Here is a 12,849-nt window from a genome sequence, read left to right as displayed (position 1 = left end):
CGTCGTGCCGCGAAAGGCAGCATGACGGGCATCATCGTCCACGAATGGCTCGAGCGCTTCGGCGGGGCCGAGAACGTCGTCGACCGCTTCGCCGCGCTCTACCCGCAGGCGCCGATCCAGGCCCTGTGGAACGACGCACCGGGGCGCTTCGACCCGGCACGGGTGCACGAGACCTGGCTCGCCCGCACGCCGCTGCGGCGCCGCAAGGCCCTGGCGCTGCCGTTCCAGCCCTCGACCTGGCGCCATCTCGGCAGCGCGGACGCCGACTGGATCGTCTGCAGCTCGCACCTGTTCGCGCACCACGCCCGCTTCGCGGGGACCGCACGGGACGCACCCAAGCACGTCTACGTGCACACCCCGGCGCGCTACATCTGGAACCCGGAGCTCGATGACCGGGGCCGGAGCGCGGCCGTGCGCGCGGCGGCCCCGGCATTGCGGGCGATCGACCGTAGCCGGGCGGAGGAGGCCGCGTCGATGATGGCCAACAGCGAGGCGGTGCGCGAGCGGATCCGCGAACACTGGGGCGTCGATGCCGGAGTGATCCATCCCCCGGTCGATGTGGTGGGACTGCGCGACCCCGCGCCGCTCAGCTCAGCGGAATCCGCGGTGCTCGACGGCCTGCCGTCCGAGTTCCTGCTGGGCGCATCACGGTTCGTGCCGTACAAGCGCCTCGACACCGTGGTGCGCGCCGGCGCCGCCGCGGGACTCCCCGTGGTCCTCGCCGGCGGCGGTCCCGAGCGCGACGCGCTGGTCGCGCTCGCGGCCGAGCGCGGCGTGCGCATCGTCCTCGTGGACAGCCCGAGCCGTGCACTGCTGGCCGAGCTCTACCGCCGCAGCATCGCCTACGTCTTCCCCGCGGTCGAGGACTTCGGGATCATGCCGGTGGAGGCGATGGCGACGGGGACCCCCGTGATCGGCCGCACGACGGGCGGGGTCTCCGAGTCGGTGCAGGACGGCGTCAGCGGCGTGCTGATCGAGGATCTCGACGCGTTCGAAGGCGCGGAGTTCCGGGCCGCGCTGGATCGCGTCGCGGCCCTGGACCGCTCGGCGGTGGCCGCCAGAGCCCTCCGCTTCGACACGGCGGAGTTCGATCGCGCCGTGCGGGAGTGGCTGCCGGCCTGATCCGCGACGACTGCGGTCACTCCCCGGTCGACGAGAACGGCAGGCCGAGACAGGCTGGCGATTGACACGACCGACACACCCAGATGAGAATGGGTGAAACCGTGTCTTGACTGGGGTCTTCGACACGGAGCACACATCAACCGTCTGGGGCGGTGTTGCGTGGTGGGGAGCAATATTGTCGCGGGCACAGCGATAGAGCACTGGGGAGTTCTCTGCTATGACCGATATGAACGACGTTCGGAGTACCCGGAATCAGGCCGGGATCTCACGCCGCACCGTGATGAAGGGGGCCGCGTGGTCGGCTCCGCTGCTCATCGCCGCTGTGGCCGCACCGGCCTATGCCGCCTCGGGCAAGGTGCCGCCGAAGGGCCTCAACGGCTGGGTGGAACTCAGGCGCAACTGCGACAACAACACCTTCGTCATCGACGGGACCGGGTCCTTCACGAATGGCGGCACCAACGACAGGGGCATCTGGCTGTTCGCGGGGAACACACCCGCCCCCGTGATCTCGGGCGCGACGATCATCTTCTACATCAACAAGTCGAACCTGACCTTCACGAACAGTTCGGGTTCGGGTTGGTCGAACCTGGTGCGGAGCAGCGGGGATGACGGATCGTCTCCCGCCAGTGGCTACTACGCCTACAAGACCACCTATACCGGTACCTGGACCTATCACACGGGCAACTTCGTCGACAACAACGGCGACCCGCAGACTCAAGTGTGGGTGGCGGACTCCCAGCCGAAGTGGACCGCCAGCTTGGGGCAAAGCTGTCCCTCGCTCAGCGCCTACGCGCGGCGCACCGTGACCGTGGACGGATCTTCCTACAGCTTCGTCCGCGGCCCCGTCGGCGCCTAGTCGCCGACCACTTCTCATCCAGCAACGATTCAGGAGCCAGACATGACTGACAACACCACCTCGCCCGATCCGAGTGCCGCGCCCGATCCGAGTGCCGCGCCCGATCAGAGCACGGATTCACCCGAGACCGCGTCGACGGAGCAGGCACCCGCTGAGCGGAGCACGCAATCGGACGACACGAGCGCCGACAGCGGAATCTTCGTCGCCCAGATCTAGTCCCTCGGCTCGACAGGAGAGTATCCCAGGAGTCCTGGTCACGCGAGCCGAGAGCCACGCATTCCGCGACCGACATCAGAGTCGCCCCCGCCCTGCGACGGTGGGGGCGACTCTGCCGTTCCTGCCGACCGCCCCGACGACCCCTCCAGAGGGCGGGCATTTGACACTCCGGGCCGTCGGTGGAAGAGTCAGAGGGTTCGTGTTCTGACTGGGATATCGCACGGACGATTTCAGCCGCCTGGGGAGGCGTCGTGTGATACGTCGCGCCCTCGGGCATGACGAGAAAAGCTACTGGGGAGCTTCACACATGACAAATGACACCGACGTTCGACGTGCCTACGAATCGCGCGGGGTTTCGCGCCGCACTCTGATGAAGGGCGCCGCTTGGGCCGCGCCCATGATCGCTCTCGCAGCCGCCGCGCCCGCGTACGCCGCGTCCAACACCGTGCCGGCGAAAGGCCTCAACGGCTGGGTGACGGTCGAACGGAACTGCTTCATCGGCAGCACCTACTCTCTCGACGGCACACAGGGCTCCGGCTTCGTCACGGGCTCCAGCTCCGATCGGGGTATCTGGATCTTCGCGGGGTCGGCAGCCGTGATCTCGGGCGCGACGATGATCGTCTACCTGTCCCGGAGCGATCTCACCTTCATCAACGGCTCCGGCACCGGCTGGAACAACCTCGTGCGCAGTCCCGGGGATGACGGATCGGCACCGGCCAGCGGCTTCTACGCCTACAAAGCCACCTACTCCGGCACGTGGACCTACAAGCACAGCACCAACGGCTACGTCGACAACAACGGAAACCCGCAGTCGGACGTGCAGGTCGCCAACGGGCGTCCGAAGTGGACGGCCGACATCGGGTGGCAGTGCAGCCAGATCACGTCGTATATCCGGCGCAGCGTGATCGTGGACGGAACCTCCTACTCCTTCGTCCGCGGTCCCGTCACGGCCTAGTCTCGACACCTCACCACCGATCAGGAGCCCATCATGACGAATCCCGACCCCACCCCCAACCCGAGCACGGACGTTCCCGGGACCACGCCGCTGGCACCTTCGAGCACCGCCGTGGAAACGAGTCCCGGAATCTTCATCGCTCAGAACTAGTCGTGGCCCAGATCGCATCGCCTCACTCAGCTTGGCGAGCGCGAACGACTCCCGGCAATGAGGAAGCCGCCCCGCCGTCATCGGACGGCGGGGCGGCTTCGCGTCCGCCGCCGCAAGTTCTCGGGTATGGCCGGATGGGCACGGGCCGTCACACGACGGACAACCAGTAACACCAATATCCCAGTTCAGGTAGGCTCGATAGGCCCGCGGTGAGAGTCGCCCTCGAGGGCGAAGTAGGGGGAAAGCCGTCCGCATGGATCTGCGCGAGTATCTGCGTGTCGTTCGAGCCCACTGGCTCGGGATCGTCCTCATCACCGTCGTCGGGGTCGTCGCCGCGTTCGGTTGGACGCTGATCCAGCCCAAGGTCTACTCGGCCGACTCCACCGCCATCGTGCAGGCGAACGCCGACTACTTCGCGAATCAGGCGGGCACGGCCGCTTCCGTCAACACGCTGGTCACCGGACGCGTGAAGACCTATGCCGCCCTGGGAGAGTCCCGCTCCGTGGCCGAAGGCGTGATCGAGGCGCTCAACCTCAAGGTCTCCCCCGCCGACCTCGTGAAGCAGGTGCGCGTGACCAGCGCCGTCGACACGCAGACCCTGTCGGTGACGGCGAACGCGAGCACGCCGGAGAAGGCGCGCGACATCGCCGAGGCATGGGTGACGTCGATGGGCTCGGAGATCAACCGCGTCGAGTCGGGCTCGCCGCAGACGAAGGGAGCCGTCTTCCTCAGCCGGCTCGACTCGGCGCTGCTGCCCGAGCGTCCCTCGTCGCCGAACACCGCCCTCGCACTGGTGCTGGGAGGCCTTCTCGGCCTTGCGGTCGCGATCAGCTACGGACTGCTGCGGCACACCCTCGACCAGCGGATCCGCTCGGTCGAGCAGACCGAGCGCGAGACCGGGATCTCCGTGGTGGGCACGATCCCCGAGGAGCCGGCCTTCGCCGACGGCGATCGGCTGCTGCCGGAGTCCGGGGCCGTGAGCAGCGCGAGCAGCAACCCCCACCTCTTCACGGTGTCGGAGGCGTTCCGCGAGCTGCGCACCAACCTGCAGTACATGGATGTCGACGACCCGCCCCGCATCGTCGTCGTGACGAGCCCGCTGCCCGGAGACGGGAAGTCGCTCGTCGCCGCGAACCTCGCGGTCACGCTCGCCGCCAGCGGTCAGCCGGTCGTCCTGATCGACGCCGACCTGCGCCGGCCCGTGCAGCACACGGTGTTCGGCGTGCCCGCCGGGGCGGGGGTCTCCGACGTCCTCGCCGGCCGGGCATCGATCGCCGACGTCGCCCATCGCTTCGGCGACGGGAAGCTGCTCGTCGTGTGCGCCGGCAAGCTTCCGCCGAACCCCAGCGAGATGCTCGGATCGACCCGCATGCGGGACCTGCTGCACACGATCGCGCGCGAAGCCGTCGTCGTGATCGACAGCCCTCCGCTCATCCCGGTCACGGACGCCGCCGTGCTCGCGCACAGCGCCGACGGAGCCATCGTGGTCAGCACGGTCGGACGCACCAGGTACGACGTGCTCGGCAGGGCGCTCGGCAACCTGGAGCGCGTCGGCGCCCGCACGCTCGGCATCGTGCTGAACCGGGTGCCGCTGCGCGGCCAGGGCGCCGCCTACTTCGGCTACCAGTACCACGGCGACTACTACACCGCGGAGGACGGCCAGACGCAGGCGTTCACGCCGGCCTCCGGGCCGCGCCGAGCCGGCTCGCCGACGGCCTGAGCGCCCCGGGCGGATCCGTCTCTGTCGCGCTGACGTAACAATCCGTCCAGCCCGTTCATATACCGGTCCCAGTGGGATCTCAGTATGCCAGAATGTTGCTTGCACGCAGCGAGCGACGGGGGGCACCGGGTCACGGGGCGGTCGGCGGCGTGCGGGATAGGTGAAATGGTGACTTCAGACACGCTTGATGCTGCCAGGAACAGGGAGAACCGTACATCCGCACCGAAGCGGCAACGGCGTGCCGCGATGGCGGCCTTCGATGCCTTCGCGTGGATCTTCGGCGCATCCTGGCCGTCGCCCTTCGGCTGGACTTCACCCTGTCGTTCGGCGTGTGGGCCTCCACGCTCCTGCTCGGCGCCGCGGCCGCCGCGATACAGCTGATGATCGGGTACTCGATCGCGCTCTACCGCGGACGCTACGCGTTCGGCTCGTTCGAGGTCGTGCGCGCCCTGGCGGCGATCGTCCTCGGCATCGCCGCCGCCCTCTCGCTCCTGGTCGTTCCGTTCGGGAACGCGATCGGCGTGCCGCGCGGAACCATGCTTCTGGCGGGTCCCTTCGCCCTGCTGCTCATGTTCGGGGCGCGGTACCTCATCCGCCTGAAGATCGAGCGCACGCGCAAGCCGGGCCACACCGCCGAGCGCGCCCTCATCGTCGGCGCCGGCTACCTCGGCGAGCGGCTCCTGCACGGGATCACCACCGATCCGGCTTCGCCGATCCGTCCCGTCGGCCTCATCGACGACGACCCGCTGAAGAAGAACCTGACGCTGCGGGGCGTGCCCGTGCTGGGCTCGACCGACGAGCTGGCGGAGATCGCACGGCAGACGTGCGCCACGCGCCTGGTGATCGCGCTCGGCAACGCGGACAGCGTGCTGCTGCGCAAGCTCAGCGACGCCGCCGACGCGGAGGGCATGCGGGTGTCCGTGACGCCGACGGTCACCGACTTCCTGCTCGACGCGCGCACGACCGTGGACGTCCGCGACATCGAGATCGAGGACCTCATCGGCCGGCACCCGGTCGACACCAACGTGGAGCTCGTCGCGGGATACATCACCGGGAAGCGGGTGCTCGTCACGGGTGCGGGCGGATCCATCGGATCCGAGCTCTGCCGGCAGCTGGCCTCTTTCGGGCCCAGCGAGCTGATCATGCTGGACCGCGACGAGACCGGCCTGCAGACGGCGCAGCTCGGCACGGCGGGCAACGGCCTGCTCGACACCAAGGAGGTCGTGCTCGCCGACATCCGCGACGCCGCGGTGCTGAACGCGATCTTCGACGACCGCAGGCCCGAGGTCGTGTTCCACGCGGCGGCCCTCAAGCACCTGCCCATGCTGGAGCAGTATCCCGACGAGGCGTGGAAGACCAACGTGCTCGGTTCGCTCAACGTGCTGCAGGCGGCCCGCCGGGTCGGCGTGAGCCACTTCGTCAACGTCTCGACGGACAAGGCCGCGAACCCGACCAGCGTGCTGGGCCACTCGAAGCGCGTGGCGGAGAAGCTCACGGCGTGGGCCGGAGAGCAGACCGGGATGCAGTACCTCTCGGTGCGTTTCGGGAACGTGATCGGCAGCCGCGGATCGATGCTCCCCACGTTCCAGCGGCTGATCGCCGAGGGCCGGCCGATCACGGTCACGCATCCCGAGGCCACCCGCTACTTCATGACGATCCCGGAGGCCTGCCAGCTGGTGATCCAGGCCGGAGGCATCGGCCGCGCGGGAGAGGTGCTGATCCTCGACATGGGCGAGCCCGTCTCGATCCTCGAGGTGGCCAAGCGCATGATCGCGATGAGCGGCAAGGACGTCGACATCGTCTACACCGGCCTGCGCGCCGGGGAGAAGCTGCACGAGGAGCTCGTGGGCGACCGGGAGCACCTGGAGCGACCGTTCCACCCGCAGATCTCCCACGCGCATGCGGACTCGATCAGCCCGGAGCGCCTCGACAAGGCCGGCTGGGAAGCACGCATGATCGCCGTGCCGCGCGACAACGACACCGCGGTCATGGCCCGCGTGCAGGAGGAGTTCTCGAATGCCTGAGCGGATCTACATGTCCTCCCCCGATGTCACGGAGCTGGAGGAGCAGTCGATCATCTCCGCCATCCGGTCCGGATGGATCGCGCCGCTCGGCCCCGACGTCGACGCGTTCGAGCGCGAGCTCGCCGACCGGGTGGGCGTGGCGCACGGCGTCGCGCTGAGCTCTGGGACGGCGGCTCTGCACCTCGGCCTGCTGGCGCTCGGCGTGAAGCCCGGCGACATCGTGGTGACCTCGACGATGACCTTCGCCGCCACCACCAATGCGATCGTCTACACCGGCGCGGAGCCCTTCTTCGTCGACGCCGATCCCGCAACCGGCAACATGGATCCGGATCTGCTGCGCGAGGCGCTCACCGCGCTGCGCGACGGCGGAGAGCACGTCGCCGCGATCGTCCCGGTGGACCTGCTCGGCAAGGCCGTGGACTACACCGCGATCCTCGCGATCGCAGACGAGTTCGACGTGCCCGTGCTCGCCGACGCGGCGGAATCGCTGGGCGCGACGCACGCGGGGCGGGCGGCGGGCGGTTTCGGCCGCGCGTCGGCGGTCTCGTTCAACGGGAACAAGATCATGACCACGTCGGGTGGCGGCATGCTGCTCACCGACGACGCCGGCATCGCGCAGCACGTGCGGTATCTGGCCACCCAGGCGCGCCAGCCGGTCGTGCACTACGAGCACACCGACGTCGGCTACAACTACCGCATGAGCAACCTGCTCGCGGCGCTCGGCCGCGCGCAGCTGTCCCGGCTGGACACCATGATCGCCCGCCGCCGTGAGATGCGGGACCTGTACAAGCAGCTGTTCGGCGCCGTCGACGGCGTCGAGGTCTTCGGCGCCGAGGGGGACGAGGGCGACAACGTCTGGCTGACGTCGATCGTGGTCGACGAATCGCGCACCGGCTGGGCTCCCGCCGAGCTGTCCGCCGCCCTCGCGGCCGATGACATCGAGAGCCGTCCGCTGTGGAAGCCGATGCACAAGCAGCCGGTGTTCGCACACCACCGCGGCGTGATCAACGGCGCATCCGAGAGACTCTTCGCGCAGGGACTCACTCTGCCCAGCGGCTCGGCGTTGACCGCGCCGCAGCGCGCGCGAGTGGTCGACGGCATCACCGCGTTCCTCGGCGGACGCTGAGCCGTGGCCGGAACCGCACAGCCGTACGATTCGATCAAACGGCTCCTCGACATCGTCGCGTCCGCCGCGGCGCTCGTGCTCCTCTCCCCCGTGATCGCCCTCGTGGCGATCACGGTCGCGCTGCGACTCGGGCGGCCCGTGCTGTTCGTGCAACCCCGCCCTGGTCGGGACGGCCGGGTCTTCCTGCTGCGCAAGTTCCGGTCGATGCGCGACGTCGACGAGGCCCGCGGGCTCGTCAGCGACGCGGACCGGCTGACGTCGTTCGGCCGGGCGCTGCGCGCCACGAGTCTCGACGAGCTGCCCTCGCTGTGGAACGTGCTCCGTGGCGACATGAGCATCGTCGGCCCGCGACCGCTGCTGGTGGAGTATCTGCCGCGGTACACCCCGCAGCAGGCGCGACGTCATGAGGTGCGTCCCGGCATCACCGGCCTCGCGCAGGCCAACGGCCGCAACGCCCTCTCCTGGGAGGACAAGTTCGCCCTCGACGTCGAGTACGTGGACAATCGGAGCCTGGGGCTCGACGCCCGCATCATCCTCGCCACCCTCCGGGCCGTGATCGTCCGCGAGGGCATCTCGGCAGAGGGTCAGGCGACCATGACGAAGTTCGGAGAAGCGAGTGGCTGACGGCATCATCGTCATCGGCGCCGGCGGATTCGGGCGGGAGACCCTCGACGTCATCGCGGCGATCAACGCCGCGAACGGGGAGCCGCTCTGGGATGTCATCGGCGTCATCGACGACGCCCCGGCCGAGATCCAGGTCGAGCGCCTTCACGACCGCGGGATCCGCATGCTCGGCGACGCGGAGGGCAATCGCAAGCTCCTGGACGGCGCGCACTACGTGGTGGGGATCGGATCCCCCGCCGTGCGCGCCCGCATCGCCGAGAAGGCCGAAGCCTGGGGTGCGCGACCGGCCGTGCTCGTGCACCCTGCTGCGGTCGTCGGCACCCGGGTGCGGATCTCCCCGGGTGCGGTGGTGTGCGGCGGCGCCCAGATCTCGACGAACGTGCGCCTGGGCCGTCATGCACACGTCAATCCCGGCGCGATCATCGGCCACGACTCCGTGCTCGAGGACTTCGTCTCGGTGAACCCGGGTGCGATCGTCTCGGGCGAGGTGACCGTCGGCGCGCGCACGCTCATCGGCGCCGGAGCCACCGTGCTCCAGGGCCTGAGCGTCGGCGAGGGCGCCACGGTCGGCGCCAGCGCCTGCGTGACGAAGGACGTCGCAGCGGGATCCGTGATGGTCGGGGTGCCCGCGCGCGTGGTGGGAGCGGCGTCGTGACATCGGCCAAGCGCCCCACGATCATGGTGGTCGTGACCGCCGCCATCACTGCGCGTCTCTTCATGCGTGGGTACGCGGGGTTCCTCGCCGAGCAGGGCTATGCCGTGACGCTGGTGGCCGACGATGTGAGCGAGATCGCGGACGTGCTGGCGCAACAAGGCGTCGAAGCGCACTCCCTCCCGATGCGTCGGGATCCGTCTCCAATTCGCGACCTCCGCAGCCTGTGGAAGATGGTCCTACTCATGCGTCGCGTCCGCCCTGACGTCGTGGTCTACGCAACACCCAAGGCGAGCATGCTCGCATCGGTGGCAGCCCGACTGCTCCGTGTTCCTGTGCGTATCTACGAGCTCTGGGGCATTCGATTCGAGACTGCGACTGGCGCCGGGCGAAAGGTCTTCCGGCTGATCGAGCGGATCATCGCGTCGAGTTCGACATCGATCATCGCCAACAGCGAGAGCCTCGCGCGGCAGGCCGTCGCCCTCGGAATCACGTCGCCCGAGCGGATCACCGCTCCTGCCGCTGGCTCGTCACACGGGGTCGACTCCGCGCGCTTCTCGCCGGATGCAGCACGCTCAGAGCTTGATGCGGGCACCGCACAATTCCTCGAGCGGAACCCCGGGGTGACCATTGGCTACATCGGCCGACTGCATCCGGACAAAGGCGTCGACGTGCTGCTGAATGCCGCCGAGCAACTGCGAGCCAAGGGTACCGAAGTGCGGGTGTTGCTGGTCGGCGGCGATGAGGGAACTCGTCTACCCACGCATGATTCTCTGCCTGTGCACCGGACAGGCGAGATCGAGGACGTGCGGCCGTACCTCGCCGCGTTTGACATGCTTGTCCTGATGAGTCTTCGCGAGGGCTTCCCCAATGTGGTTCTCGAAGCTGCTGCTATGGAGGTGCCGGCGATCGTCTCGGATGCAACCGGCTGCGTTGACGCAGTCATCGACGGCGCGACAGGAGCGATTATCCCCGTCGGGAACGTAGGCCGGTTGGTCGATGCAATTGAGCGTCTCCGGCAGCCCGAGACACGGCAGCGGATGGGACGCGCGGCGAGAGCGCGTGTGGTGGCAGAGTTCCACCCTCACACCGTCTGGGGGGCCAAGGAGCAGATCGTCGCCCGTCAGCTGAGAGCCACCGGCAGTGCATCGATCACGGGAGCGCGATGATCAATCCGCGCAGCCTGTCCGCCGACAAGAGCATCAACAGTACGGTAGCCCCCGTGCCGAAGGCGATCCTCGTCGTGATCTGCACCATGGCGCTGCTTCTGAATCACTCTGCACGCGTCGCAGGGCTCAACCTCTCCCTGGCAGATCCCCTGATGGCGCTGGTGCTCCTCCTGCTCGCTGCGATGCGGCAGCTCATCATACCGGTTTTCGTCCTCCTCTTCTTCTTCCTCGTCGTCGTCGTTTCGGGAATCACTGCGATGTTCGTGACGCCGGGCCTATTCGGGGTCTATCCAGATCTCTCCACGCTGTCGGATCTGGTCAAACTAGTGGTCGCGCTCCTCTACATCATCTGCGGAGTGGGCATCGCGCGGCTCGGCGTGCATATCTCGGCGCTTCGCTGGTATGCGATCGGAGCATCGCTTGTGGCTCTGCTGAGCGTCGTGGCTGAGTTCGGCGGCCGGTTCCTGCCGGACTCGATGTACTACGCAGGGTTCCGCTTTCGCGGTTTCATGGTTGACCCAAACTATTGGGCTGTCCTCGCCGCCTCAGCCATCGCATTCGTGATCTGGGATCGAGGGCTCAGAAAATGGGCCCGCTTCGGTATGGTCTTGTGCCTTATGGCGTCGATACTCCTGTCGGGTTCTAAGACTGGGCTCATCACGCTCGCCGTGCTGGCGGTGGTCTTGATATTCGAACGCATGCGACGGTCAGAGGGCAGCGTCGGTTTCAACGTGTTCCTTCTGATGGCCGTAGTCGCCCTTGCTTTGCTGTGGCAACCGATAATGACCGTGGTAGCCCAAGCCATCTCCGAAGGTTCCACGACCTTCCCTCAGCTGAGTCGAATCTCCATCCTTGTCGAAGACCCGTCCGGAGCGATCTCCGAGAGCGGCTCTGCCCGCGGAGATGCGTGGGGCTCCGGCTTGGCGATGATCGGAACGTCACCCTGGGTCGGCGTCGGCCTTGGCACCTACCAAGCGGTCAACGAGGCCATGTTCGGAGAAGCCACCGTCGCACACAACACCTACATTCAGATCGCGGCCGAGTGGGGTCTGCCGCTTGGCGTCCTCTTCTTCGGGTGGCTGGCCAGCCTCCTCCTTCGCGCCTCGATGCGAGAGCGGAGCACAGTCGGCGACATCCTCGTCGTCCGCAACATGGTGATCACTTTTCTTGCCGGATCCTTTTCGCTGTCTCTCAACAACGCACGGATGTTCTGGCTTTTCCTCGGGATTCTCATCTTCCTGGTGCTCGACCGGGCAAGGAACTCCACGGGCGCAGATCCGTCTCACCGCCTCTTCGAGCCCGCCCTGTCGGATGGGGGCGCTCCGGCTTTCCGGGATCTTTCGCGCGGGTCGGGTCCCGCATGAGCGAGCCATCCAAAGAGACGCACTCAGACGGGACGGCGCCATCGATCAGTGTGGTGATCCCGCACTACAACTCATCCCAGACTCTTGTCCGGGCGCTGGAATCCGTCGCTATGCAGTCGCTGCCCGTCACCGAGGTCATCGTCGTCGATGACCGGTCGGCCGCTCCGGAGCGAGCCGCGGCGCGTGCCACCGCGGAGAAGTTCGCGAACGTTCGGTTGATCAGCCTTGAAGTGAATCAGGGGCCCGCCAATGCACGCAACGTGGGATGGGACACGGCCGTAGGCGAGTGGGTTGCATTCCTCGACAGCGATGATGCCTGGCACCCCAGGAAACTCGAGATTCAGATGGCGGCCGCGAGTGCGAGTGCTCCGCGACCAGACTTGATCGCTTGTGTCACCGTCACCGTGAACAGCTGGGAGGAGCTCTCCACGATCACGCCGACGACCCCGGTCTCAAGCCATTGGGTCCGCAAAAGGGACTTGCTCATCAAGAACCGAATGTCGACGCCAAGCGTTATCGCGCGACGGCAACTTTCGGAGAGGTTCGCTGAAGGACGAAAGTTCTCCGAGGACTACCAGCTCTGGCTTACTGTCACCGGCAAGGGGCACTCGGCCCTCATGGTGGACCAATCGCTAACCGGAATCTTCAAGCCTGCGTATGGCGCCAGCGGCCTGTCCTCACACACATTCCGGATGATCGCCGGAGAGTACTTCGCGTACGTCGGCGCCAGACGTGCTGGAGCACTCACACGAACCGAGATGGCAGCCGGTATCGGCTTCTCTACCGTTCGTTCTGCCACTCGTCTGGTGAGGATTGCCCTGCGCAAGATTGCGCGTGACCGTTGAGGCGCCTCGGCGTTCCACTGTTCACC

General features: G+C 67.5%; 12 protein-coding genes. All 12 read left to right on the top strand.

All coding sequences use genetic code 11. The annotated features are described in order from the left end of the window. The first annotated feature begins 21 nt into the window (after positions 1 to 21). Positions 22 to 1,122 carry a glycosyltransferase gene (locus WFJ17_RS13290; protein WP_336648673.1) on the top strand — a complete coding sequence of 367 codons (1,101 nt, stop codon included), beginning with the start codon at positions 22 to 24 and terminating at the stop codon, positions 1,120 to 1,122. Positions 1,123 to 1,339: 217 nt separating this feature from the next. Beyond that, positions 1,340 to 1,978: a hypothetical protein gene (locus WFJ17_RS13285; protein WP_251445753.1), complete on the top strand. Its 639-nt coding sequence runs from the start codon at positions 1,340 to 1,342 to the stop codon at positions 1,976 to 1,978. 42 nt (positions 1,979 to 2,020) lie between these two features. Continuing rightward, positions 2,021 to 2,194, top strand: coding sequence for a hypothetical protein (locus tag WFJ17_RS13280; protein ID WP_336648672.1), 174 nt, complete (start codon positions 2,021 to 2,023; stop codon positions 2,192 to 2,194). 397 nt (positions 2,195 to 2,591) lie between these two features. Beyond that, on the top strand, positions 2,592 to 3,149 hold the full coding sequence (locus tag WFJ17_RS13275) for a hypothetical protein (RefSeq protein WP_336648671.1): 558 nt from the start codon (positions 2,592 to 2,594) through the stop codon (positions 3,147 to 3,149). A 403-nt stretch (positions 3,150 to 3,552) separates the two neighbouring features. Next, positions 3,553 to 5,019, top strand: a complete 1,467-nt coding sequence (locus WFJ17_RS13270; protein WP_336648670.1) for a polysaccharide biosynthesis tyrosine autokinase — start codon at positions 3,553 to 3,555, stop codon at positions 5,017 to 5,019. A 269-nt stretch (positions 5,020 to 5,288) separates the two neighbouring features. Further along, entirely contained in the window at positions 5,289 to 7,043 is a 1,755-nt protein-coding gene (locus tag WFJ17_RS13265; protein ID WP_336648669.1) for a polysaccharide biosynthesis protein, read from the top strand. After that, positions 7,036 to 8,169, top strand: a complete 1,134-nt coding sequence (locus WFJ17_RS13260) for a DegT/DnrJ/EryC1/StrS family aminotransferase (protein WP_336648668.1) — start codon at positions 7,036 to 7,038, stop codon at positions 8,167 to 8,169. Before WFJ17_RS13265 ends, WFJ17_RS13260 begins: the two co-directional genes overlap by 8 nt. A gap of 3 nt (positions 8,170 to 8,172) precedes the next feature. After that, positions 8,173 to 8,793: a sugar transferase gene (locus tag WFJ17_RS13255; RefSeq protein ID WP_336648667.1), complete on the top strand. Its 621-nt coding sequence runs from the start codon at positions 8,173 to 8,175 to the stop codon at positions 8,791 to 8,793. Next, positions 8,786 to 9,448, top strand: a complete 663-nt coding sequence (locus tag WFJ17_RS13250) for an acetyltransferase (protein ID WP_336648666.1) — start codon at positions 8,786 to 8,788, stop codon at positions 9,446 to 9,448. Before WFJ17_RS13255 ends, WFJ17_RS13250 begins: the two co-directional genes overlap by 8 nt. Positions 9,449 to 9,480: 32 nt before the next feature. Then, positions 9,481 to 10,614 carry a glycosyltransferase family 4 protein gene (locus tag WFJ17_RS13245; protein ID WP_336648665.1) on the top strand — a complete coding sequence of 378 codons (1,134 nt, stop codon included), beginning with the start codon at positions 9,481 to 9,483 and terminating at the stop codon, positions 10,612 to 10,614. A 53-nt stretch (positions 10,615 to 10,667) separates the two neighbouring features. Next, entirely contained in the window at positions 10,668 to 11,978 is a 1,311-nt protein-coding gene (locus tag WFJ17_RS13240) for an O-antigen ligase family protein (protein WP_336648664.1), read from the top strand. Further along, entirely contained in the window at positions 11,975 to 12,823 is an 849-nt protein-coding gene (locus WFJ17_RS13235) for a glycosyltransferase family 2 protein (protein WP_336648663.1), read from the top strand. Before WFJ17_RS13240 ends, WFJ17_RS13235 begins: the two co-directional genes overlap by 4 nt. Positions 12,824 to 12,849 lie beyond the last annotated feature (26 nt).

The sequence above is a fragment of the Microbacterium sp. MMO-10 genome (assembly GCF_037148715.1).
GTDB lineage: Bacteria > Actinomycetota > Actinomycetes > Actinomycetales > Microbacteriaceae > Microbacterium.
The sequence above is the reverse complement of the archived record's forward strand: the minus strand, read 5'-3'. Positions and strand labels throughout refer to the sequence as shown.